Source organism: Klebsiella sp. Sb-30, from assembly GCF_057652795.1.
In genome coordinates, this window is record NZ_CM172749.1 from 572,128 (window position 1) to 596,647 (window position 24,520).

Here is a 24,520-nt window from a genome sequence, read left to right on the forward strand (position 1 = left end):
CCGGATTCATGGATTTCGCGATGAAACTCGTAGCCCAGGGCTCAACCCTCGATCTCTCCCATCCTCACGTAATGGGTATCCTTAACGTGACGCCAGATTCATTCTCCGATGGCGGCACACATAACTCGCTCGTGGAGGCGGTTAAGCATGCCAATCTGATGATAAATGCGGGAGCGACTATCATTGATATCGGCGGCGAATCGACCCGTCCGGGAGCGTTGGATGTGAGCGTCGAAGAGGAGCTGGCGCGCGTGATCCCGGTGGTAGAAGCCGTTGCTCAGCGTTTTGAAGTCTGGATCTCGGTAGACACGTCGAAGCCAGAAGTGATCCGTGAGTCCGCTCGGGCAGGCGCGCATATTATTAACGATATCCGTTCGCTGACCGAGCCTGGGGCGCTGGAAGCCGCGGCACAAACCGGGCTACCGGTGTGTCTGATGCATATGCAGGGGCAGCCAAAAACGATGCAGGAAGCACCGAAGTACGATGATGTCTTTGCCGATGTCGCCCGCTTCTTCACCGAGCATATCGTGCGCTGTGAACAGGCGGGTATCGCAAAAGAGAAATTGTTGCTCGACCCGGGATTCGGTTTCGGTAAAAATCTTGCCCATAATTATGAGCTACTTGCCCGACTCGGCGAGTTCCATCAGTTCGGTCTCCCGCTGCTGGTTGGCATGTCGCGCAAGTCGATGGTCGGCCAACTGCTTAACGTCGGGCCGACGGAACGCCTCAGCGGCAGCCTGGCGTGTGCAGTGATTGCAGCGATGCAGGGCGCGCAGATTATTCGCGTCCATGACGTCAAAGAAACGGTAGAAGCGCTACGCGTGGTGGAAGCCACCCTGAGCACAAAGGAAAATAAACGTTATGAGTAACCGCAAATATTTTGGCACCGATGGTATCCGTGGCCGCGTGGGTGATGCGCCAATTACCCCGGAATTCGTGCTCAAGCTAGGCTGGGCTGCGGGCAAGGTGCTGGCGCGCCACGGTTCACGCAAAATCATTATTGGTAAAGATACCCGTATCTCTGGCTATATGCTGGAATCGGCGCTGGAGGCAGGGCTGGCTGCGGCGGGGCTCTCCGCTTCTTTCACCGGTCCAATGCCTACTCCGGCGGTGGCTTACCTGACGCGAGCCTTCCGTGCTGAAGCCGGAATTGTCATTTCAGCTTCGCATAACCCGTTCTATGACAACGGGATCAAATTCTTCTCTATTGAAGGCACAAAGCTGCCGGATAACGTAGAAGAGGCGATTGAAGCGGAAATGGAAAAAGAGCTCACCTGCGTTGATTCGGCCGAATTGGGCAAAGCCAGCCGTATCGTGGATGCCGCCGGCCGTTATATTGAATTCTGCAAAGGTACCTTCCCGAACGAACTGAGCCTGAATGCGCTCAAAGTGGTTGTCGACTGCGCCCATGGCGCGACCTATCACATTGCGCCGAATGTGTTCCGCGAGTTGGGTGCTCAGGTGATCGCGATGGGTTGTGAGCCGAACGGGCTCAATATCAACGAAGAGGTCGGGGCAACCGACGTACGCGCCCTGCAGGCTCGCGTACTGGCCGAAAAAGCCGATCTGGGTATCGCCTATGATGGCGATGGCGACCGCGTCATCATGGTCGACCATGAAGGTAACAAGGTCGATGGCGATCAGATTCTGTATATCATCGCCCGGGAAGGTCTGCGGCAGGGCCAGCTGCGCGGCGGCGCGGTGGGAACGTTAATGAGTAATATGGGGCTGGAGCTGGCGCTCAAACAGCTGGGCATTCCGTTTGTCCGGGCTAAAGTGGGTGACCGCTATGTCCTCGAGAAGCTGCAGGAGAAAGGCTGGCGTATCGGCGCGGAAAACTCCGGCCACGTTATCCTGCTGGATAAAACCACCACCGGTGACGGTATCGTCGCGAGTCTGCAGGTTGTGGCGGCGATGGTGCGTAACCACATGAGTCTGCATGACCTGTGTAGCGGCATGAAAATGTTCCCGCAAATCCTGGTCAACGTCCGTTTCACCGAAGGCAGTGGCAACCCGCTGGAACATGAAAACGTGAAAGCGGTGATGGCGGAAGTGGAAGCGGCAGTGGGCAACCGTGGTCGTGTGCTGCTGCGCAAATCGGGTACCGAGCCGCTCATTCGCGTCATGGTCGAAGGCGAGCACGAAGAGCAGGTGCATGAGTTCGCGCATCGTATCGCCGAGGCGGTGAAAAACGCCTGATTAAGCCGGTGATTTATTTTCTCGTCTGCGCAGTGGTGCCGTCGGCGCCAGACAACGTGAAATAATTATGCGGACTGACAGGGTGCTAAGTGTTTAAAAAGGCGGCGCTTGCCGCCTTTTTCTTCGCCAAAAAATCGTTTTTTGCTGTTTTTTTCCGCAGTTGATACAATGCACCGAAATTGCCCTTGCGAAGGTCATTCGCTTTGGTTAGTATTCACACCCGCTTCAGTGGGAAACATTAAAACCTCCCGCTTTATTGGTTGAAGCAATTGGTATGCGGCGAATCCGCAAGGAACAGGTTGATTATGCAAGAAGCTCTTTTAGTTGTTTTCCTTATTGTAGCGATTGGCCTCGTTGGTCTGATCATGCTGCAGCAAGGTAAAGGCGCTGATATGGGAGCCTCCTTCGGAGCAGGCGCTTCCGGCACGTTGTTTGGATCCAGCGGTTCTGGTAACTTCATGACCCGCATGACTGGTATTCTGGCAGCGTTGTTCTTCATCATCAGTCTGGTGCTGGGCAATATCAACAGCAACAAGACCAATAAAGGAAGTGAGTGGGATAATCTGAGCGCGCCGAAAACCGAGCAGACTCAGCCAACAGCGCCGGCACAGCCGAGCAGCGATATCCCGCACTAATAGTTATATCCGTGCCGAGGTGGTGGAATTGGTAGACACGCTACCTTGAGGTGGTAGTGCCCGATTGGGCTTACGGGTTCAAGTCCCGTCCTCGGTACCAATATTCCGAAAAAAAGACGCTGAAAAGCGTCTTTTTTTTTGCCTTCGACAGGCGCTTATTTATTTATAAATAACTCTTCACTGGTCTTGAACCCACCGCAATCGCTAAAGTCGCGCTCATCTATTCAGAAGAGGTGAAGTGACGCCATGAAAAAAATCAGGTCGTTTATCATTGCCGGCGCCCTGTGTTTGTCCGGATGCAGTACTACGCCGTCGGCGGATACCGTGGACACTATTAACACTTTAACGGTGCCGGTATTGCATAGTGACGCGCAGCTTTCAGGGCAGAGTGCTCAGGCGGTGGTCAGTTGTTTCCAGGATAATAGCGCAATTATCGGCAGCCTGAGCCGGTCGTTAAAAGATAACTACCTGCAGGATGCTTCTAAAAAAGACATCTTTGATAAAGACAGCGAGGCGTTCCACGTCTACAGCGCTCTGACGAAACTGGAACAGATGTCAGCGATGAACGAGGTTTATCGTAAAGAGAACAACATTGCCGGACTGCAGGTGATTAACCGCCTGCTGAAAGCCGTTCCTGTGGCGGCATAGGCGAATGAGGGATTGCCGTCGGCAATCCCTTTTTGCATCAGAAACGGAAGTTGAAACCTGCATAAGCGCCATCAGCCAACGTGTTGTCATGATGAGCGTCTTTCCCCGCCATATCGATATAGCGATATCCGGCTTCAATATTCAGCGATTTAATCACGTTAATCCGCACGCCGGCATTGGCTTCCACGTAGTCATCGACGCCGCTGGACATGGAGTCCGGAGAATAATAGGTTTCACCGAAAAGCGTAAAGTATTGGCCCAGCGGAAGCTGTGCACCGCCGCCCAGTGCGACGGCGTAGCCTTCATCGCTGTCTTGCGGATTCAGATAGAGCGCTTTGCCACCCAGAGTCAGGAGAAACGGACCGAGGTTAAAGTTATAGCCCATGCCTAACCCGGCGACATCGCCGTCATTATCGCTGTGCGCCCAGTTGCCGTTAAAGGTCATACCCGGTTCTTCGGCACCGAAGCTGGCGGAAAGGTTAGTGAATTCTTCCCCCGCCTCTCCGTGTAAGTTTACCGATGCGCAGGCGGCGCTGCTGGCGCCGAGAGCGGCAACTAACAGAACTGATTTCGGAGTGATCATGCTCATTGTTGAATTCCTTCAGGTAAAAAAATGCCCGATACGGGCGTTCGGGCAAAAATTTAACGGGTTTTTGGGTTTAATCGTTATTTACTGAAGCGCGATACCTTTGTCACGATTGCGCCAGGGGTATCGACACTTACGCTTTGCTGATTATTGGCAGCGTCGCTGGCGCGCTAAAAGATCGCGCGACCAGCCCAGTCTGGTATGACATCCGGATAGCGCGCCATCTGCTGACGGACCATCCATCAGGCGTTTTCAGGGACAGCTGAAGCACCTGATTTCTCCACCCATCCTCGCGCCTGAAGGGACATAAATGCCTGCAGCAGCCGGATGAGGGTTAATCCTCACATCAGACAACTCTTCCCAACGCATCGCCCACCTGGTCGATGAGGTACGGTCGAAGAAGATCGTCATAGTGCCAGCTGCAGAAACCGGTGTTGTCGTATCGTGCACCGGGACAGAAGGATATTAACCTTCGCACGGTACAGGGATTGACTGTGAATGGTATAAGGAGAACCATCTTCATTCCTGAGCTTGTTGTTCAGTTTTCAACACACAATCAGTGTGATAAATACATGAGCCCAGAATAAAATTATTTATCGCTTGTCGTTATCATTTGTTTGTTTAAATTTAAATTCTTCAGTCGACCCGGCGCCGACAACAATAGATAAGCGATAAATAGCCGATGGATGATTAGAATTTTTCAGGAAGCGAGCTTACGCTTTGTAAATAACCACCGCGGGCGAACTCAATATATCCTCCTTTTTTTAACGCCGACAGGACATTGAGAATACTGCTGCGTGAAAGATGGGTGCGGTCCTGAATATATTCGAGGATAGAGACCCGTAGCCGCGTCTCTTCCGGCAACAGCAGCATCTCCAGCAGATGATTGCGAATCACCGAGTAGGTACGTTGCTGCAGCACCAGATCGTCCCGGTACACCAGATAGGAAGTATGGTATGCCAGCAGACGGGTCACCTCTTCCCACAGGTTATGCTCACGGAACAGTTTGATGGCTTGCTCGCTGTCGATACGCAGAACTTCGGAGGCGACCTCAGCACGCAGAGCGTGGCTATGGCTCGGCTGCAGTATCTCGGCGACGCCAAACAGATGAGGTTCATAGACGGTCACGATCAATAATTTATCAGATGAACGAATGACGGACAGCTCACCTTTTTTTAAAAGGTAGAGCTGCGCTTTACCTTTATAGTTCGGCGTCAGCCTTTTTCTGGCAACGACATTCATAGGTGTAGCATACGGTTCGAGCGTTTCCAGCAGACGGTTGATCGCCTGGTTTGGCCTGACCGGGGGATTAATATTCATCGCGATCCTCGTGGGGTCAAGGATAAATGTATTCGGGTGATTATAGACAATAATTATAAAAAATTGCGACAGGTAAAAATTACCAGACTAAGACTTTTCTGATGTCGTGTGTTGAGCAGATAAAAAAGCCGACGGATTAACGTCGGCTGAGAGCATAGTTGAAAACAGATTATTTGTCTCTGTTTTCCAGGTTTTCTACCTGCGGCAGGCCGGTGGCCGAAGAGGCGCTCAGCAGGCCCGATTGCGCGTAACCAAACAGCTTGTCACGGGTATCGGTAATATCCAGATTACGCATCGTCAGTTGACCAATACGGTCTTCCGCCGAGAACATGGAGTCGCCTTTTTCCATCGTCAGACGTTCGGCTTTGTAGGTCAGATTATCGGAGACGGTATTCAGGATGGAGTAGTCGTTTCCGCGACGCAGCTCCAGCGTCACCTCGCCGGTAATGGCGCTGGCCACCCAACGCTGCAGCGCATCGCGCAGCATCAGGGCCTGGGAATCGAACCAACGGCCCTGATACAGCAGGCGGCCCAGCTGACGACCATGGGCATGGTACTGCTCGATGGTATCTTCGTTATGGATACCGGTCAGCAGGCGCTCATAAGCAATATGCAGCAGTGCCATCCCCGGGGCTTCATAAATACCGCGGCTCTTCGCTTCGATGATGCGGTTCTCGATCTGATCGCTCATGCCCAGACCGTGGCGACCGCCGATGCGGTTCGCTTCCAGCATCAGCTCAACGTCATCGCTGAAGGTTTTACCGTTCAACGCCACCGGATGACCCTGTTCAAAACGGACAGTCACTTCCTCGGCCGGGATTTTGACGCTTTCGTCCCAGAACTTGACGCCCATGATCGGGTTAACGATTTTCACGCTGGAGTTGAGGAATTCCAGATCTTTCGCTTCGTGCGTTGCGCCCAGCATATTGGAGTCGGTGGAGTAGGCTTTTTCAACGGACATTTTGTAGTCAAAGCCGCAGGAAATCATGAACTCAGACATTTCCTGGCGACCGCCCAGCTCATCGATAAAGTCGCTATCCAGCCACGGTTTGTAAATTTTCAGCTCGGCATTGGTCAGCAGACCATAGCGATAGAAACGCTCGATATCGTTGCCTTTGTAAGTGCTGCCGTCACCCCAGATATTGACGCCATCTTCTTTCATCGCGGCAACCAGCATTGTGCCGGTTACCGCGCGGCCCAGCGGGGTGGTGTTAAAGTAGGTCAGACCGCCAGTGGTATTGTGGAAAGCACCGCACTGAATCGCGGCGATCCCTTCGGCGACCAGCTGCTTACGGCAGTCGATCAGACGAGCGCCTTCTGCACCGTACTCTTTGGCGCGACGAGGGATTGCATCGTAATCTTCTTCGTCAGGCTGGCCCAGGTTTGCGGTATAGGCATAAGGAACTGCACCTTTTTTGCGCATCCACAGCAGTGCGGCGCTGGTATCCAGACCACCAGAGAAAGCGATACCAATACGTTGACCAACCGGGAGATGCTTAAGAATCGTCGTCATAAAATAAAACCCTGCTAGATAGACTGTTGTGAGTTCGGTTTATCAAGTCGTAGAACCTGTCCCATTTGACTATTCTGCCTGCCGTTTTTTCTCCGGACAAAGTGCATAATCTTCACGAGCATTGACGCTGCGCTGGTGACTGCGCGCTTCCGTACCCAAAGAGGCGGTAGCAATGGCGTCAAATGGAACAAGTTCTTATTGCATGTTTATGCATTAATTATGAGTTTTCATTTAATCATCTTTTGCGGATGACAGGAAGTGCTTCATTGCTTTTTTGCTAAAAAAGAGCGAGATGGCAGCACAAACGCGAACAGGGAGAGATGAAATACATGTTGACAAAATATAGAGTTTATCAATAAACTTTACCACGATTTTATGTCCCGTCCTCGGTACCAAATCCCAGCAGTATTTGCGTCTTTTGCTCAATAAGAGTAAAATATGCCACGTTTCAGGCGCGGGGTGGAGCAGCCTGGTAGCTCGTCGGGCTCATAACCCGAAGGTCGTCGGTTCAAATCCGGCCCCCGCAACCACTTTCCCATTGAGTACTTTTTCAAATATACTGTGAGGACCTGGTCCTTCGTATCCGAATTTGAAAGAATTCTCCTGGAAGGTGTTCCAGATCGCAGTTGCGATCGCAGGGTTCAGTTATCTAAAACCCCGATTTATCGGGGTTTTTTGTTATCTGACTTCAGAATAACTGGGCTATACGCCCTTTTTTTATGTCTTGGGGGTGGGTTTGTCCACATTAGAGCAAAAATTAACAGAGATGCTCACGGCGCCGGTTGAAGCGCTTGGCTTTGAGCTGGTCGGCATCGAATTCATTCGCGGTCGCACATCCACACTGCGCATCTATATTGATAGTGATGATGGCATCAATGTTGATGATTGTGCTGATGTGAGCCACCAGGTCAGCGCTGTCATGGATGTCGAAGATCCAATCACCGTAGCTTACAACCTGGAAGTGTCTTCACCTGGTCTCGATCGCCCGATGTTTACCGCCGAACACTATGAGCGTTTTTCCGGTGAGGAAGTCGCGCTGGTATTGCGTATGGCGGTACAGAACCGTCGCAAATGGCAGGGCATTATCAAAGCGGTAGACGGTGAAATGATCACGGTAACCGTCGAAGGCAAAGATGAAGTGTTCGCGCTGAGTAACATCCAGAAGGCGAACCTGGTTCCCCACTTTTAACAGTCTGGATTGAGGTGAAAGGCCCCGATGAACAAAGAAATTTTGGCTGTTGTTGAAGCCGTTTCCAACGAAAAGGCGCTGCCGCGCGAAAAGATTTTCGAAGCGCTGGAAAGTGCTCTGGCAACGGCAACCAAGAAAAAATACGAACAAGAGATCGATGTGCGTGTAAGCATCGATCGTCGTAGCGGCGATTTTGATACCTTCCGTCGCTGGCTGGTCGTTGAAGAAGTGACTCAGCCGACGCGCGAAATTACGCTTGAAGCGGCGCGCTACGAAGACGAGAGCATGAATCCTGGTGACTACGTTGAGGACCAGATTGAATCCGTCACCTTCGACCGTATCACTACGCAGACCGCGAAACAGGTTATCGTACAGAAAGTCCGTGAAGCTGAACGCGCCATGGTTGTCGATCAGTTCCGCGAGCACGAAGGTGAAATCATCACCGGCGTAGTGAAGAAAGTAAACCGCGACAACATCACTCTGGATCTGGGCAGCAATGCTGAAGCCGTGATCCTGCGTGAAGATATGCTGCCGCGTGAGAACTTCCGTCCAGGTGACCGTATTCGCGGTGTCCTGTATGCGGTTCGTCCGGAAGCGCGCGGCGCTCAGCTGTTCGTAACCCGTTCTAAGCCGGAAATGCTGGTTGAACTGTTCCGTATTGAAGTACCGGAAATCGGCGAAGAAGTTCTCGAAATCAAAGCCGCCGCTCGCGATCCGGGCTCCCGTGCCAAGATTGCGGTGAAAACCAACGATAAGCGTATCGACCCGGTTGGCGCTTGCGTAGGTATGCGTGGCGCACGCGTTCAGGCGGTTTCAACCGAACTGGGCGGCGAGCGTATCGATATCGTCCTGTGGGATGATAACCCGGCGCAATTCGTGATTAACGCGATGGCACCGGCTGACGTCGCATCTATCGTGGTGGATGAAGATAAACACACCATGGATATTGCGGTTGAAGCGGGCAATCTGGCGCAGGCGATTGGCCGTAACGGTCAAAACGTGCGTCTGGCCTCACAGCTGAGCGGCTGGGAACTCAACGTGATGACCGTTGACGACCTGCAGGCGAAGCATCAGGCCGAAGCCCACGCGGCTATCGATACCTTCACGAAATATCTTGATATTGATGAAGATTTCGCCACGCTGCTGGTTGAAGAAGGTTTCGCGACGCTGGAAGAACTGGCCTATGTGCCGGTGAAAGAACTGCTGGAAATCGACGGTCTGGATGAAGCCACCGTTGAAGCACTTCGCGAGCGTGCGAAAAACGCGCTGACCACGTTGGCGCTGGCTCAGGAAGAAAGCCTGGGAGATACTAAACCTGCCGATGATTTATTAAATCTGGAAGGTTTAGAACGTTTGATGGCTTTCAAACTGGCTGCCCGTGGTGTTTGTACGCTGGAAGATCTCGCCGAGCAGGGCATTGATGATCTGGCTGATATCGAAGGGTTGACCGACGAAAAAGCCGGAGAGCTCATCATGGCCGCCCGTAATATTTGTTGGTTCGGCGACGAAGCGTAATAAACTGTAGCAGGAAGGAACAGCATGACAGATGTGACCATTAAAGCGCTGGCCTCAGAGATTCAGACCTCTGTGGATCGCCTGATACAGCAATTTGCTGATGCAGGGATTCGCAAATCGGCTGATGATTCTGTGACGGCGCAAGAGAAGCAGACCTTGTTGACGCACCTGAACCGTGAACACGGTTCGGCGCCCGACAAGCTGACGCTGCAGCGCAAAACGCGCAGCACGTTAAATATTCCAGGTACCGGTGGTAAAAGTAAATCGGTACAAATCGAAGTCCGCAAGAAGCGCACCTTTGTGAAACGCGACCCGCAAGAGGCAGAACGCCTTGCCGCGGAAGAGCAGGCGCAGCGTGAAGCGGAAGAGCAAGCCCATCGCGAGGCAGAAGAAGCTGCCAAGCGAGAGGCGCAATTAAAAGCTGAACGTGAGGCCGCAGAACAAGCTAAACGTGAAGTCGCTGAGAAAGCGAAACGTGAAGCTGCGGAAAAAGACAAAGTGAGCAATCAACAAACCGACGACATGACAAAAAGCGCCCAGGCTGAAAAGATCCGCCGTGAAAACGAAGCAGCAGAGCTGAAACGTAAAGCGGAAGAAGAAGCACGTCGCAAGCTTGAAGAAGAAGCGCGCCGCGTAGCGGACGAAGCACGCCGTATGGCTGCAGAAAACGAAAAGAACTGGACCGAAACGCCAGAAGCTCCAGAAGAAACCAGCGATTATCACGTGACGACGTCTCAGCACGCTCGTCAGGCTGAAGATGATAACGATCGCGAAGTAGAAGGCGGCCGTGGCCGCGGTCGCAACAGCAAAGCTGCGCGTCCGAAGAAAGGCAACAAGCACGCCGAATCAAAAGCCGATCGTGAAGAAGCCCGTGCAGCCGTTCGTGGCGGCAAAGGCGGCAAGCGTAAAGGTTCTTCTCTGCAACAGGGATTCCAGAAGCCTGCGCAGGCTGTAAACCGTGACGTTATCATCGGTGAAACCATCACCGTTGGCGAGCTGGCTAACAAGATGGCGGTCAAAGGCTCTCAGGTCATCAAAGCGATGATGAAGCTGGGCGCGATGGCAACCATCAACCAGGTCATCGACCAGGAAACCGCACAGCTGGTTGCCGAAGAGATGGGCCACAAAGTTATCCTGCGTCGTGAGAACGAGCTGGAAGAAGCGGTAATGAGCGACCGTGATACCGGCGCGGCGGCAGAAGCCCGTGCACCGGTTGTGACCATCATGGGTCACGTTGACCACGGTAAAACCTCTCTGCTGGACTACATTCGTTCAACCAAAGTGGCATCCGGCGAAGCGGGTGGTATTACCCAGCACATCGGTGCATACCACGTTGAAACCGAAAACGGGATGATCACCTTCCTGGATACTCCGGGTCACGCTGCGTTTACCTCAATGCGTGCTCGTGGTGCGCAGGCAACGGATATCGTTGTTCTGGTTGTTGCTGCCGACGATGGCGTGATGCCACAGACTATCGAAGCTATCCAGCACGCAAAAGCGGCTCAGGTGCCGGTAGTGGTTGCGGTCAACAAGATCGACAAACCTGAAGCGGATATGGATCGCGTTAAAAACGAACTGTCTCAGTACGGCGTTATGCCGGAAGAGTGGGGCGGCGAATCTCAGTTCATCCCTGTTTCTGCGAAAGCGGGTACCGGTATTGATGATCTGTTGAATGCTATCCTGCTGCAGGCTGAAGTTCTGGAGCTGAAAGCTGTACGTAACGGTATGGCCAGCGGCGCGGTTATCGAATCCTTCCTGGATAAAGGTCGTGGTCCGGTAGCAACCGTTCTGGTTCGCGAAGGTACTCTGCACAAGGGCGACATCGTTCTGTGCGGCTTCGAATACGGTCGCGTTCGTGCGATGCGTAACGAACTGGGTCAGGAAGTTCTGGAAGCGGGTCCGTCCATTCCGGTGGAAATCCTCGGTCTGTCCGGTGTTCCGGCTGCGGGTGATGAAGTGACCGTTGTTCGTGACGAGAAGAAAGCGCGTGAAGTTGCGCTGTATCGTCAGGGCAAATTCCGTGAAGTTAAACTGGCGCGCCAGCAGAAATCTAAACTCGAGAACATGTTCGCTAACATGACTGAAGGCGAAGTTCACGAAGTGAACGTCGTACTGAAGGCGGACGTTCAGGGTTCTGTCGAAGCGATCTCCGACTCTTTACTGAAACTGTCTACCGACGAAGTCAAAGTGAAGATCATCGGTTCTGGCGTAGGTGGTATCACCGAAACCGACGCGACCCTGGCTGCGGCATCCAACGCCATCCTGGTCGGCTTCAACGTACGTGCCGATGCATCTGCACGTAAAGTTATCGAAGCGGAAAGCCTGGATCTGCGCTACTACTCCGTCATCTATAACCTGATCGACGAAGTGAAAGCGGCGATGAGCGGTATGCTCTCTCCGGAACTGAAACAGCAGATCATCGGTCTGGCTGAAGTCCGTGATGTCTTTAAATCGCCGAAATTTGGCGCTATCGCGGGCTGTATGGTTACCGAAGGGACGATCAAACGTCATAACCCAATCCGCGTTCTGCGCGACAACGTGGTTATCTATGAAGGCGAGCTGGAATCCCTGCGCCGCTTCAAAGATGACGTTAACGAAGTCCGTAACGGTATGGAATGTGGTATCGGCGTGAAGAACTACAACGACGTTCGCGTTGGCGATATGATCGAAGTGTTCGAAATCATCGAGATCCAGCGTACCATCGCCTAATCTTCGTCGGTTTTTGGGCCGCCACGCGTTGGCTGCGCTCGCTCGCCCCGGTCGCATCGTTATCTATGCTCCCGGGGATTGATGAGAGACCTCTGTCTCTCTCACCGGAGGCCAGCCTTCGGTTGTTCAAATTCGTCCCCGATGAATTTGTCACGAGCCTGCCGCCTTGTTGCCACCCAACATCCTTAGACGATTGACTAGCGTAGGCCGGGTTAGCATAGCGCCACCCGGCAATAATTCTAAAAAGGGGCTTATGGCCCCTTTTTTGTCTTTATCTGGAGAATTTATTATGGCGAAAGAATTTGGTCGCCCGCAGCGCGTGGCTCAGGAGATGCAAAAAGAGATTGCTATCATCCTGCAGCGCGAAATTAAAGACCCGCGTCTGGGCATGATGACCACCGTTTCTGGTGTTGAAATGTCTCGCGATCTGGCTTATGCCAAAGTCTTCGTAACCTTTCTGAACGACAAAGACGAAGCCGCGGTGAAAGCCGGTATCAAAGCATTGCAGGAAGCATCCGGCTTTATCCGTTCCCTGCTGGGGAAAGCGATGCGACTGCGTATCGTGCCGGAACTGACCTTCTTCTACGACAACTCGTTGGTTGAAGGGATGCGTATGTCTAACCTGGTGACCAGCGTGGTGAAGCATGACGATGAGCGTCGTGTGAACCCGGACGACAGCAAGGAGGACTGATGAGTCGTCCTCGTCGTCGCGGTCGCGATGTGCATGGCGTGCTGTTGCTGGATAAACCTCAGGGCGCGTCCAGCAACGATGTACTGCAGAAAGTCAAACGTATCTATAACGCGAATCGCGCAGGGCACACCGGTGCGCTGGATCCGCTGGCAACCGGCATGCTGCCGATTTGTCTCGGGGAAGCCACGAAGTTTTCCCAGTATCTGCTGGATTCCGATAAGCGCTATCGTGTGATTGCGAAGCTCGGACAGCGTACCGACACCTCTGATGCCGATGGCCTGGTGGTGGAAGAGCGCCCGCTGACTTTCAGCGACGAACAGCTGGCGGCGGCGCTGGACAGTTTCCGCGGCGAAACCCAACAGGTACCGTCGATGTATTCGGCGCTGAAATACCAGGGGAAAAAGCTCTACGAATATGCCCGTCAGGGGATTGACGTCCCGCGTGAAGCCCGGCCGATTAACGTCTATGAGCTGCTGTTTATCCGCCACGAAGGGGATGAGCTGGAGCTGGAAATTCACTGCTCCAAAGGCACCTATATCCGGACGATTATTGACGATCTGGGTGAGAAACTGGGCTGTGGCGCACACGTTATTTATCTGCGTCGTCTGGCCGTCAGCAAATATCCGGTTGAGCGGATGGTGACGCTGGAGCAGCTGCAGGCGCTGGTTGAACAGGCCATGGCGCAGGATATTCCTGCCGCGCAGCTGCTCGATCCGCTGCTGATGCCGATGGACAGCCCGGCGTCGGACTATCCTCTGGTTAACATTCCCGAAACATCGGCTGTTTACTTTAAGAATGGCAACCCGGTCCGTACAGCAGGCGCCCCGTTACAGGGCCTGGTGCGGGTCACTGAAGGTGAAGAGGGTAAGTTTCTCGGTATGGGTGAGATTGACGATGAAGGCCGCGTGGCGCCGCGTCGTCTGGTTGTCGAATACCCAGCTTGAGGGCTGTTCTTGCGATAAAAGCCGGCTGCGGGTAGAATATCGCCGCTTAACGTCCGCAAAAGTGTTTTAACATTTTCGGGCGTTGCATCAGGGGTCGCTGAATTAGAGATCGGCACCCTTTCTTTCTTTTAAATCTGGAGTTTTAAAATGTCTCTAAGCGTTGAAGCTAAAGCAAAAATCGTTTCTGAGTTTGGTCGTGGCGAAAACGACAGCGGTTCTACCGAAGTTCAGGTTGCACTGCTGACTGCACAGATTAACCATCTGCAGGGTCACTTCTCCGAGCATAAAAAAGATCACCACAGCCGTCGTGGTCTGCTGCGCATGGTTTCCCAGCGTCGTAAACTGCTCGACTACCTGAAACGTAAAGATGTTGCACGTTACTCTTCGCTGATCGAGCGTCTGGGTCTGCGTCGCTAATTCTGCGAGTTTCAGAAAAAGGGGCCTCAGGGCCCCTTTTTTCGACCAGGCGGCAGCAATTCACTAAAAACTCATGTATTGTTGCTATTAATGATCTTCGTGCAGAGGTTCGCGCGGCTAATGAGAGGCTTGATCCGCAGGTGCGGGTAAAGGTTGTCATTAGTCGCGAGGATGCAGGAGATCGGGTCAACTGACGCTATGTCGTGGATATCGCGTCACCTATTGATATAAAGGATAGAATTTTGCTAAATCCGATCGTTCGTAAATTCCAGTACGGCCAACATACCGTAACGCTGGAAACCGGCATGATGGCTCGTCAGGCCACTGCTGCTGTCATGGTTAGCATGGATGACACTGCGGTATTCGTTACCGTTGTTGGTCAGAAAAAAGCGAAGCCAGGTCAGGACTTCTTCCCGCTGACTGTTAACTATCAAGAGCGTACTTACGCAGCAGGTAAAATCCCGGGTGGTTTCTTCCGTCGTGAAGGCCGTCCAAGCGAAGGCGAAACCCTGATCGCGCGTCTGATTGACCGCCCGGTTCGTCCGCTGTTCCCGGAAGGCTTCGTCAACGAAGTTCAGGTTATCGCTACCGTTGTTTCCGTTAACCCGCAGGTTAACCCGGATATCGTGGCGATGATTGGTGCTTCCGCAGCGCTGTCTCTGTCAGGTATTCCGTTCAACGGTCCTATCGGTTCTGCTCGCGTTGGTTATATCAACGACCAGTACGTTCTGAACCCGACTCAGGATGAGCTGAAAGAAAGTAAGCTGGACCTGGTGGTTGCCGGTACCGAAGCGGCCGTGCTGATGGTTGAATCTGAAGCTGAACTGCTGAGCGAAGACCAGATGCTGGGTGCGGTGGTCTTTGGCCACGAGCAGCAGCAGATTGTCATTCAGAACATCAACGACCTGGTTAAAGAAGCGGGTAAACCGCGCTGGGACTGGCAGCCTGAAGCCGTCAACGAAGCGCTGAATGCGCGCGTTGCTGCCCTGGCCGAAGCGCGTCTGAGCGATGCTTACCGTATCACTGATAAACAAGAGCGTTACGCTCAGATTGACGTGATCAAAGCGGAAACTATCGCGACTCTGATTGCTGAAGACGAAACCCTGGATGCTAACGAACTGGGTGAAATCCTGCACGCTATCGAGAAAAATGCCGTACGTAGCCGCGTACTGGCAGGCGAGCCGCGTATCGATGGCCGTGAAAAAGATATGATTCGTGGTCTGGATGTTCGTACTGGCGTACTGCCGCGTACTCACGGTTCCGCACTGTTCACCCGTGGCGAAACTCAGGCGCTGGTGACTGCGACCCTGGGTACCGCACGTGATGCGCAGAACATTGACGAACTGATGGGCGAGCGTACTGACTCCTTCCTGTTCCACTACAACTTCCCTCCGTACTCTGTCGGTGAGACTGGCATGGTGGGTTCACCGAAGCGTCGTGAAATCGGTCACGGTCGTCTGGCTAAGCGCGGCGTACTGGCCGTGATGCCGACCACCGAAGAATTCCCGTACACCGTTCGCGTGGTATCTGAAATCACCGAATCTAACGGTTCTTCCTCCATGGCTTCCGTGTGCGGTGCTTCTCTGGCGCTGATGGATGCTGGTGTGCCGGTGAAGGCTGCCGTTGCGGGTATCGCGATGGGTCTGGTGAAAGAAGGCGACAACTACGTCGTTCTGTCTGACATTCTGGGTGACGAAGACCACCTCGGTGATATGGACTTCAAAGTGGCGGGTTCCCGCGACGGTATCTCTGCGCTGCAGATGGATATCAAAATTGAAGGCATCACCAAAGAGATCATGCAGGTTGCACTGAACCAGGCGAAAGGTGCACGTCTGCACATCCTGGGCGTAATGGAGCAGGCGATTAACGCGCCGCGCGGCGATATCTCTGAATTCGCACCGCGTATCCACACCATCAAGATCAGCCCGGACAAGATCAAAGACGTGATCGGTAAAGGCGGCTCTGTGATTCGTGCGCTGACTGAAGAGACCGGTACTACCATCGAAATCGAAGATGACGGTACCGTGAAGATCGCAGCAACCGATGGCGATAAAGCGCAGCACGCTATCCGTCGTATCGAAGAGATCACGGCTGAGATCGAAGTTGGCCGCGTTTACAATGGTAAAGTGACCCGTATCGTTGACTTTGGCGCATTTGTTGCCATCGGCGGCGGTAAAGAAGGTCTGGTCCACATCTCTCAGATCGCTGACAAGCGCGTAGAGAAAGTGACCGATTACCTGCAGATGGGTCAGGAAGTGCCGGTTAAAGTTCTGGAAGTTGACCGTCAGGGCCGCGTTCGTCTGAGCATTAAAGAAGCAGCTGAACAGACTCAGCCTGCCGCTGCACCGGAAGCTCCGGTTGCTGAGCAAGGCGAGTAAGGTTGCCGTTTGCCCTCCGCGTTGGCGGAGGGCGTATTACGGGCAGGACGCCCTGTTTGCAGCCGGGGAACTGGACGTTCATCCAATCGTTGTCTTCGGGAGTGGGAAATGAAGCCTTTTTTGCGCTGGTGTTTCGTGGCGACAGCTCTCACGCTGGCAGGATGCAGCAACTCTGCCTGGCGTAAGGACGCAGTCCTCGCGGTGCCATTGCAACCGACTTTGCAGCAAGAAGTGATTCTGGCGCGCATGGAACAAATTCTTGCCAGTCGGGCTTTAACCGATGACGAACGCGCACAGCTTTTATATGAGCGCGGAGTGTTGTATGATAGTCTCGGTCTGAGGGCATTAGCGCGAAATGATTTTTCACAAGCGTTGGCAATCCGACCTGATATGCCTGAAGTATTCAATTACTTAGGCATTTATTTAACGCAGGCAGGCAATTTTGATGCTGCCTATGAAGCGTTTGATTCTGTACTTGAGCTTGATCCAACTTACAACTACGCGCACTTAAATCGCGGTATCGCCCTTTATTACGGCGGTCGCGCTAAGTTAGCGCAAGATGATCTGCTGGCGTTTTATCAAGACGATCCCAATGATCCTTTCCGTAGCCTGTGGCTTTACCTCGCTGAGCGTAAACTCGACGAGAAGCAGGCGCTTGAAGCACTGAAACAGCGCTTCGACAAATCGGATAAAGAACAATGGGGATGGAACATTGTCGAGTTCTACCTTAGCGACATCAACGAAAAAACGTTGATGGACCGTTTGAAGGCAGACGCAACGGATAACACCTCGCTCGCTGAGCATCTCAGTGAAACCAACTTCTATTTAGGTAAGTACTACCTAAGTCTGGGGGACAAGGACAGCGCTACGGCACTGTTCAAACTGGCGGTCGCAAACAACGTTCACAACTACGTTGAGCACCGATACGCATTGTTGGAATTATCGCTCTTGGGCCAGGAGCAAGATGACCTGGCAGAATCGGACCAGCAATAGCTGACGAACACATCAGCCCATTTTTTTGTTTGCCATCACCTTAACGGGTGAGGGCGTTGTTGTTCGTTAATACACCTACTTTGAGCCGGTTCACACTTTTCAATGAAAATTACTCTAAATTTTCACGTTGAGTTATGTAGACTGGCCGCCATTAATTTTGAGGCACACGTACTACATGGCTGAATTCGAAACCACTTTTGCAGATCTGGGCCTGAAGGCTCCCATCCTTGAAGCGCTTAACGATCTGGGTTACGAAAAACCATCTCCGATCCAGGCTGAGTGCATTCCGCATCTTCTGGGCGGCCGCGACGTTCTGGGTATGGCCCAGACGGGTAGCGGTAAAACCGCAGCGTTCTCTTTACCGCTGCTGAACAATCTTGATCCTGAGCTGAAAGCACCGCAAATTCTGGTGCTGGCGCCGACCCGCGAACTGGCGGTACAGGTCGCTGAAGCAATGACGGACTTCTCTAAACATATGCGCGGCGTAAACGTGGTAGCCCTTTACGGCGGCCAGCGTTATGACGTGCAGCTGCGTGCTCTGCGCCAGGGACCACAAATCGTTGTGGGTACCCCGGGTCGTCTGCTGGACCACCTGAAGCGCGGTACTCTTGATCTCTCTAAACTGAGCGGTCTGGTACTGGATGAAGCTGACGAAATGTTGCGTATGGGCTTCATCGAAGACGTAGAAACGATTATGGCGCAGATCCCGGAAGGTCATCAGACCGCTCTGTTCTCTGCCACCATGCCGGAAGCGATCCGTCGCATTACCCGCCGCTTTATGAAAGAGCCGCAGGAAGTGCGCATCCAGTCCAGCGTCACGACTCGCCCGGACATCAGCCAGAGCTACTGGACTGCTTACGGTATGCGTAAAAATGAAGCGCTGGTGCGTTTCCTGGAAGCGGAAGATTTTGATGCGGCGATTATCTTCGTTCGTACCAAAAACGCGACCCTGGAAGTGGCTGAAGCGCTGGAGCGTAGCGGCTACAACAGCGCCGCGCTGAACGGTGACATGAACCAGGCGCTGCGTGAGCAGACTCTGGAGCGTCTGAAAGATGGTCGTCTGGATATCCTGATTGCGACCGACGTTGCGGCTCGTGGCCTCGACGTTGAGCGTATCAGCCTGGTTGTTAACTATGATATCCCGATGGACTCCGAGTCTTACGTTCACCGTATCGGCCGTACCGGTCGTGCGGGTCGTGCTGGCCGCGCGCTGCTGTTCGTTGAGAACCGTGAACGCCGCCTGCTGCGTAACATCGAACGCACCATGAAGCTGACGATTCCGGAAGTAGAACTGCCGAACGCAGAACTGCTGGGCAAACGCCGCCTGGAAAAATTTGCCGCTAAAGTTCAGCAGCAGCTGGAAAGCAGCGATCTGGATCAGTACCGTGCGCTGCTGGCGAAAATCCAGCCGTCTGCTGAAGGTGAAGAGCTGGATATCGAAACTCTGGCCGCAGCTCTGCTGAAAATGGCTCAGGGCGAACGTCCGCTGATTCTGCCGCCGGATGCGCCGATGCGTCCTAAGCGTGAATTCCGCGACCGTGACGATCGTTTCGAGCGCCGTGGCGACCGCAACGACCGTGGCCCGCGTGGCGACCGTCCGGAGCGTAGCGGTGAAGATCGTCCTAAGCGCGAACGTCGTGACGTGGGCGATATGGAACTGTATCGCATTGAAGTGGGCCGCGATGATGGCGTTGAAGTTCGTCATATTGTTGGCGCTATCGCTAACGAAGGCGACATCAGCAGCCGTTACATCGGTAACATCAAGCTGTTCGGTACCCACTCCACGATCGAACTGCCGAAAGGCATGCCGGGCGAAGTTCTGCAGCACTTCACTCGTACTCGCATCCTGAACAAGCCGATGAACATGCAGCTGCTGGGCGATGCTCAGCCGCGTCCGGACCGTGGCGGCGAACGTCGTGGCGGTGGTGAGCGCCGTGAAGGCGGTCGCGCATTCGGTGGCGAACGTCGTGAAGGCGGCCGCAACTTCGGTGGTGGTGAGCGTCGCGAAGGCGGCCGTGGTGATGGTCGTCGTTTCAGCGGCGAACGTCGTGACGGTGCTCGTGCTCCGCGTCGTGATGATGCCGCTGCGGCTCCGCGCCGTGATGATTCCGCTGGCCGTCGTCGTTTCGGTGGCGATGCGTAATTAGCGCACTCCGCTAGCGTAAAGTAAATAATACAGCCCCGATCGTAATGATTGGGGCTTTTTTTATTTCTTTTGTACTCGTGTACTGGTACAGTGCTGCGCGTTAACAACGAAAAGCATGAATGACTGGAGATTTCGGCAAATGGCGACACTTACCACTACGGCAACCCGACCGTCCTTGTTTGGCGGCGTGGTGATAATCGGCGGGACCATCATTGGCGCAGGCATGTTTTCGCTGCCGGTGGTCATGTCCGGTGCGTGGTTCTTCTGGTCGCTGGCTGCGCTGATCTTTACCTGGTTTTGCATGCTCCATTCCGGACTGATGATTCTGGAAGCGAACCTGAACTACCGCATTGGCTCCAGCTTCGACACCATCACGAAAGATCTGCTGGGTAAAGGCTGGAATCTGGTCAACGGCCTGTCGATCGCTTTTGTGCTCTATATCCTGACCTACGCCTATATCTCGGCCAGCGGCTCCATACTGCACCATACCTTCGCGGAGCTTTCATTGAATGTGCCGGCGCGGGCTGCGGGCTTTGGCTTTGCGCTGCTGGTGGCTTTTATCGTCTGGTTGAGTACCAAAGCGGTGAGCCGAATGACGGCAATCGTACTGGGAGCGAAGGTTATTACCTTCTTCCTGACCTTTGGAAGTCTGCTGGGGCACGTTGAGCCGACGACACTGTTTAACGTCGCCGAAAAGAATGCATCCTACACGCCGTACCTGTTGATGACGCTGCCGTTTTGCCTGGCTTCCTTTGGCTATCACGGTAACGTACCGAGCCTGATGAAGTATTATGGCAAAGATCCCCGGACCATTATCCGCTGCCTGGTGTACGGTACGCTGCTGGCCCTCGGGCTGTATGTCGTCTGGTTACTGGTGACGATGGGCAACATTCCACGCCCTGAGTTTATCGGCATCGCGCAGAAGGGCGGTAACATAGATGTGCTGGTACAGGCATTGAGCGGGGTGCTCAACAGCCGTAGTCTGGACCTGCTGCTGGTGGTGTTCTCGAACTTCGCCGTTGCCAGCTCTTTCCTTGGGGTCACCCTGGGACTGTTTGACTACCTGGCGGACCTGTTTGGGTTTGATGATTCTGCTCTCGGCCGTTTTAAGACCGCGCTTCTGACCTTTGTTCCACCGATCATTGGCGGTCTGCTGCAGCCCAATGGTTTCCTGTATGCCATCGGCTATGCCGGTCTGGCCGCAACCGTCTGGGCGGCGATTGTCCCGGCGCTGCTGGCCCGCGCATCGCGCAAGCGCTTCGGTAGCCCACAGTTTCGTGTCTGGGGCGGAACGCCGATGATTGTGCTGATTCTGCTGTTTGGTGCCGGTAACATCATCGTGCATTTCCTGTCGAGCTTTAATCTGTTGCCTGTTTACCAGTAAACAGAACGCCCGGTGGCGCGACGCTGACCGGGCCTACCGAAGCGAGCAGGCCGGATAAGACGCCGTCGCCATCCGGCAAAAAACTACCCCAGCAACTCCTCTTTCACCTGCATCGCTAAATCAAACGAATGCAGGCGCGCCTGATGATCGAAGATCTGGCCGTTCACCATCAGCTCATCGGCCTGGGTTTCCCGCAAAATGGACTCCAGCCCGTGGCGGATTTTGGCTTTATCCCCTACCAGCGACATGCTGAGCGCCTGCTGTACTCCATACTGTTCTGAGGCGGACCACAGTTGATGCATATTTTCCACCGGCGGCGGGAGCTGACCGGTTTCGCCGCGACGCAGCTTCACGAATGCCTGTTGCATCGAGGTGAACAGGAATTCGGCATCACGGTTGCTATCGGCGGCGATGATATTAATACATACCATGGCGTACGGTTTCGCTAAGCGCTCGGACGGTTTGAACTGGGTGCGGTAGAGATGCAGCGCCTGGAATAACATATCCGGCGCAAAGTGCGACGCGAAGGCAAAGGGCAACCCAAGCTGTGCCGCCAGCTGTGCGCTGTACAGACTGGAGCCTAACAGCCACACCGGGATCTGCTCTCCGTAGCCGGGAACCGGGCGCACGTGCGGATTGGGATCGCGGGCATCAAACCAGTCCACCAGTTCGGCGACATCGCGCGGGAAGTTATCAACATCCCCGCCCATATGGCGGCGGAGCGCCATCATCGTCCGCTGGTCGCTGCCCGGCGCACGGCCAAGCCCCAGGTCAATACGTCCTGGATACAAGGTATTGAGCGTACCGAACTGTTCGGCGATCACCAGCGGTGAATGGTTGGGTAACATCACGCCACCGGATCCCAGATGCAGCGTCGTGGTATTCGCCGCCAGATAGCCGATAAGCACCGATGTTGCGGCGCTGGCAATGCCAACCATGTTGTGATGTTCCGCCAGCCAATAGCGATGATAGCCGCGTTTTTCAGCCAGGCGAGCGAGATCCAGAGAGTGTGAGAAGGCCGTTTTGGCGCAAGAACCCTCGGGGATCGGTGCCAGATCGAGCACCGAGAACGGAATAGATTTGTCAGTCATAAAGGCTCACTTTGTTACAGCATCGTCATCAGATTGAAGGTCTTCTTCCAGCCTGGCGCATTCAGCGAGCGCCAGCCAGAAAAGCTGCAGCTTTCATACTGCATGAAAAGACGAAGCATGCTGTTAACAAAGCGAGCTATTTTCAGGACTGCAGTTCCAGCCCGGCCAGTCGTTTCCAGTAACCGTTGCAGTCACTGTTGGCGATCAGCGGCAGCGGCGAGGCGCCGTTTTCATTGGCGCGGAAGACATCGAGCATAGCAAAGGTATCGTTACCCAGCGGTGACAGGCGCACCATATCGACCAGCCCCTGCATCGACGCCAGTTCGTTGCCGAGGTTATAGACATAGCCGCTCATGGTCTGAATACCGTTCAGGACAAACACCTGCTGATTTTCCTGGGACAGCACGCTGCGCCCGTTCGGGTACTTGATGCAGCAGGTCTCACATTCATCTTTCGGGCGATCTTCGGAACGTGCGGTAAAGCAGCGAGCGGAATAGGCCAACGGCAGGTGGCCGTAGCTCAGGACTTCCACTTCGAACTGGTCGCGGAGACCGAGCTCTTCGCACTGGGCGAGCAGGTTCACCAGCCAGTCGCGAGACAGCTCAACCGGCATGCACCAGCGTATCATTCCTTGTTTACGCAGCAGACGCAGGGTGACGGCGTTATAGCAGTTGAGCGCATGTCCGGCGACGAAAGGCAGTTTGCGCTCTGCGCACATATTGACGACGCCAAGGTCGCTGGCTTCGATCAGAAATTCACCGTTATCGACATAGCGCTTCAGCTCGTTGAGTTCGGAAGAGGCCTGCACCAGCGCAAGCGTGGAGAGCACCACCTGCTTACCGCTGCCCGCCAGCGCTTTCGCCATCTCCAGCCAGTCGCCCACTTTGGTGGCGCGGCGTTTGCTGCATACGGCTTCGCCCAGATAGATCGTATCAGCACTGGATCGTGCGGCCTGCTGGTAAAAATCTTCCAGCGTCTCTTTCGGCCAGTAGTAAAGCACCGGCCCTAATGAATATTTCATTACTTTTCTCACTGCCATTTACGGTGGTAGGCGCCAAGGGTGGTTTGTGTCCCTTCGGACATGGCACCGAGCGTCTCCATCCATGCGGATTGCGGAATAAAGTTTTGCGGATCGGCTTTGCAGCGATCGATCGCCTGGCGCCATACTTTCGCCACCTGGGTGACGTAGGCGGGGCTGCGCTGGCGACCTTCAATTTTCACCGACGCAATATTTGCCGCCATCAGTTCCGGCAGGAGCTCCAGCGTATTCAGGCTGGTTGGCTCTTCCAGCGCATGATAGCGCTCGCCATCTACCAGATAGCGACCCTTGCACAGCGTCGGGTAACCCGCATTTTCACCATCCTGATAGCGATCGATCAGCACTTCGTTGAGGCGTGACTCGAGACCCTGCGGCGTTTGTTGCCAGCGGACAAAGCGCGCAGGTGAACAGGCGCCGACGGTATTCGGCGATTCGCCGGTCAGGTAAGAAGAGAGGTAGCAGCGGCCTTCTGCCATGATGCACAGGCTGCCGAAGGCGAAGACCTCCAGCGGAACCGGCGTCGTGCGGGCGAGCTGTTTTACCTGATGAATCGACAGCACGCGCGGTAGCACAACGCGGGCGACATCGAAATTGCGATGATAGAAACGCACCGCCTCTTCGTTGGTTGCCGACGCCTGTACCGAAACGTGGCGTTCAATATGCGGATAACGCTCTGCGGCGTATTCCAGCATGGCGATATCGGCAAGGATTAAGGCATCCGCGCCCAGCTGTGCCGCCATGTCTACCGCACGCTGCCAGCGGGCATAACCGTCAGGATGTGCAAAGGTGTTGATCGCTATATGCAGCTTACGACGGTGCTGATGCACAAAGCTAACGGCCTCCTGCAGTTTCTTTTCGGTGAAATTAAGGCCGGCAAAGTGGCGGGCGTTGGTGTCATCTTTCAGCCCGATATAGACGGCGTCGGCACCGTTTTCGATGGCCGCCTTAAGTGCCGGAAGGTTGCCGGCTGGGCAGAGCAGCTCCATAATTTTTCCTGAAAAATGCGGCCCGTAGGGACGCTGATAGGGTTAATGAGCAGGGATTTTAGTTAACCTTCTGGTGACAATTTTTGATTTGAGGCAGTTAAAAGCGTATTGGCGGCGCCAATAATTGGTACCCGTTG

21 protein-coding genes and 2 tRNA genes are annotated in these 24,520 nt (G+C 54.1%); 17 read left to right on the forward strand and 6 right to left on the reverse strand.

Translation table 11 applies throughout. The annotated features are described in order from the left end of the window. Window positions 1–20 precede the first annotated feature (20 nt). The 5 genes from folP (at window position 21) to AC236I_RS02770 (ending at window position 3,482) form a co-directional block, all read left to right on the forward strand. Window positions 21–869, forward strand: coding sequence for a dihydropteroate synthase (gene folP / locus AC236I_RS02750; RefSeq protein ID WP_004868096.1), 849 nt, complete (start codon window positions 21–23; stop codon window positions 867–869). After that, a complete protein-coding gene (gene glmM / locus AC236I_RS02755) occupies window positions 862–2,199 on the forward strand; it encodes a phosphoglucosamine mutase (protein ID WP_487608684.1) in 1,338 nt (445 codons plus the stop codon). The genes folP and glmM overlap by 8 nt, the downstream gene beginning before the upstream one ends. Window positions 2,200–2,504: 305 nt before the next feature. Continuing rightward, window positions 2,505–2,834, forward strand: coding sequence for a preprotein translocase subunit SecG (secG, locus tag AC236I_RS02760; protein ID WP_004868090.1), 330 nt, complete (start codon window positions 2,505–2,507; stop codon window positions 2,832–2,834). A 13-nt stretch (window positions 2,835–2,847) separates the two neighbouring features. Next, window positions 2,848–2,934: transfer RNA gene (locus tag AC236I_RS02765), tRNA-Leu, on the forward strand. Between the two features lie 146 nt (window positions 2,935–3,080). Continuing rightward, complete coding sequence (locus tag AC236I_RS02770; protein ID WP_004868088.1) at window positions 3,081–3,482, forward strand: hypothetical protein; 402 nt, start codon at window positions 3,081–3,083, stop codon at window positions 3,480–3,482. A gap of 37 nt (window positions 3,483–3,519) precedes the next feature. Here AC236I_RS02770 and AC236I_RS02775 read toward each other — a convergent pair whose 3' ends face one another. The 3 genes from AC236I_RS02775 to argG form a co-directional block, all read right to left on the reverse strand. Further along, the gene (locus AC236I_RS02775) at window positions 3,520–4,071 is read right to left on the reverse strand and encodes a YfaZ family outer membrane protein (protein ID WP_004868084.1); all 552 of its coding nucleotides are present in this window, start codon (window positions 4,069–4,071) and stop codon (window positions 3,520–3,522) included. Window positions 4,072–4,758: 687 nt separating this feature from the next. Then, a complete protein-coding gene (locus AC236I_RS02780) occupies window positions 4,759–5,388 on the reverse strand; it encodes a helix-turn-helix domain-containing protein (protein ID WP_004868081.1) in 630 nt (209 codons plus the stop codon). Window positions 5,389–5,557: 169 nt separating this feature from the next. Continuing rightward, complete coding sequence (gene argG, locus AC236I_RS02785; protein WP_004868077.1) at window positions 5,558–6,901, reverse strand: argininosuccinate synthase; 1,344 nt, start codon at window positions 6,899–6,901, stop codon at window positions 5,558–5,560. A 453-nt stretch (window positions 6,902–7,354) separates the two neighbouring features. On the opposite strand from argG, the gene AC236I_RS02790 reads away from it, so the two are divergent. From AC236I_RS02790 to mtr, 12 genes are all read left to right on the forward strand, one after another. Continuing rightward, window positions 7,355–7,431, forward strand: a tRNA-Met gene (locus AC236I_RS02790). A gap of 206 nt (window positions 7,432–7,637) precedes the next feature. Continuing rightward, entirely contained in the window at window positions 7,638–8,090 is a 453-nt protein-coding gene (gene rimP, locus AC236I_RS02795) for a ribosome maturation factor RimP (protein ID WP_004868075.1), read from the forward strand. A 27-nt stretch (window positions 8,091–8,117) separates the two neighbouring features. Continuing rightward, complete coding sequence (gene nusA / locus AC236I_RS02800) at window positions 8,118–9,605, forward strand: transcription termination factor NusA (protein ID WP_004868073.1); 1,488 nt, start codon at window positions 8,118–8,120, stop codon at window positions 9,603–9,605. Window positions 9,606–9,629: 24 nt separating this feature from the next. Then, window positions 9,630–12,314, forward strand: coding sequence for a translation initiation factor IF-2 (gene infB, locus AC236I_RS02805; protein ID WP_004868071.1), 2,685 nt, complete (start codon window positions 9,630–9,632; stop codon window positions 12,312–12,314). A gap of 289 nt (window positions 12,315–12,603) precedes the next feature. Next, window positions 12,604–13,005: a 30S ribosome-binding factor RbfA gene (gene rbfA, locus AC236I_RS02810; protein ID WP_004106092.1), complete on the forward strand. Its 402-nt coding sequence runs from the start codon at window positions 12,604–12,606 to the stop codon at window positions 13,003–13,005. Next, window positions 13,005–13,949: a tRNA pseudouridine(55) synthase TruB gene (truB, locus tag AC236I_RS02815; RefSeq protein ID WP_004868069.1), complete on the forward strand. Its 945-nt coding sequence runs from the start codon at window positions 13,005–13,007 to the stop codon at window positions 13,947–13,949. The genes rbfA and truB overlap by 1 nt, the downstream gene beginning before the upstream one ends. Before the next feature lie 147 nt (window positions 13,950–14,096). Then, entirely contained in the window at window positions 14,097–14,366 is a 270-nt protein-coding gene (gene rpsO / locus AC236I_RS02820; RefSeq protein WP_004868066.1) for a 30S ribosomal protein S15, read from the forward strand. 242 nt (window positions 14,367–14,608) lie between these two features. Next, window positions 14,609–16,744, forward strand: coding sequence for a polyribonucleotide nucleotidyltransferase (pnp, locus tag AC236I_RS02825; RefSeq protein WP_004868062.1), 2,136 nt, complete (start codon window positions 14,609–14,611; stop codon window positions 16,742–16,744). 108 nt (window positions 16,745–16,852) lie between these two features. Then, complete coding sequence (gene nlpI / locus AC236I_RS02830) at window positions 16,853–17,737, forward strand: lipoprotein NlpI (RefSeq protein ID WP_004868058.1); 885 nt, start codon at window positions 16,853–16,855, stop codon at window positions 17,735–17,737. Window positions 17,738–17,839: 102 nt separating this feature from the next. Further along, a complete protein-coding gene (gene yrbN / locus AC236I_RS02835) occupies window positions 17,840–17,920 on the forward strand; it encodes a protein YrbN (protein WP_099001532.1) in 81 nt (26 codons plus the stop codon). Beyond that, complete coding sequence (locus AC236I_RS02840; protein WP_004868054.1) at window positions 17,913–19,880, forward strand: DEAD/DEAH family ATP-dependent RNA helicase; 1,968 nt, start codon at window positions 17,913–17,915, stop codon at window positions 19,878–19,880. The genes yrbN and AC236I_RS02840 overlap by 8 nt, the downstream gene beginning before the upstream one ends. Before the next feature lie 142 nt (window positions 19,881–20,022). Continuing rightward, window positions 20,023–21,267, forward strand: coding sequence for a tryptophan permease (gene mtr / locus AC236I_RS02845; RefSeq protein ID WP_004868052.1), 1,245 nt, complete (start codon window positions 20,023–20,025; stop codon window positions 21,265–21,267). An 83-nt stretch (window positions 21,268–21,350) separates the two neighbouring features. Here the strand turns inward: mtr and AC236I_RS02850 are convergent, their stop codons facing one another. From AC236I_RS02850 to ubiU, 3 genes are all read right to left on the reverse strand, one after another. Beyond that, window positions 21,351–22,358 carry a luciferase-like monooxygenase gene (locus AC236I_RS02850; RefSeq protein ID WP_004868051.1) on the reverse strand — a complete coding sequence of 336 codons (1,008 nt, stop codon included), beginning with the start codon at window positions 22,356–22,358 and terminating at the stop codon, window positions 21,351–21,353. Between the two features lie 142 nt (window positions 22,359–22,500). Next, window positions 22,501–23,379 (reverse strand): U32 family peptidase, encoded by an 879-nt coding sequence (locus tag AC236I_RS02855; RefSeq protein ID WP_487608685.1) that lies wholly within the window; start codon window positions 23,377–23,379, stop codon window positions 22,501–22,503. A gap of 8 nt (window positions 23,380–23,387) precedes the next feature. Continuing rightward, window positions 23,388–24,383: a ubiquinone anaerobic biosynthesis protein UbiU gene (gene ubiU, locus AC236I_RS02860; protein WP_004868047.1), complete on the reverse strand. Its 996-nt coding sequence runs from the start codon at window positions 24,381–24,383 to the stop codon at window positions 23,388–23,390. Window positions 24,384–24,520 lie beyond the last annotated feature (137 nt).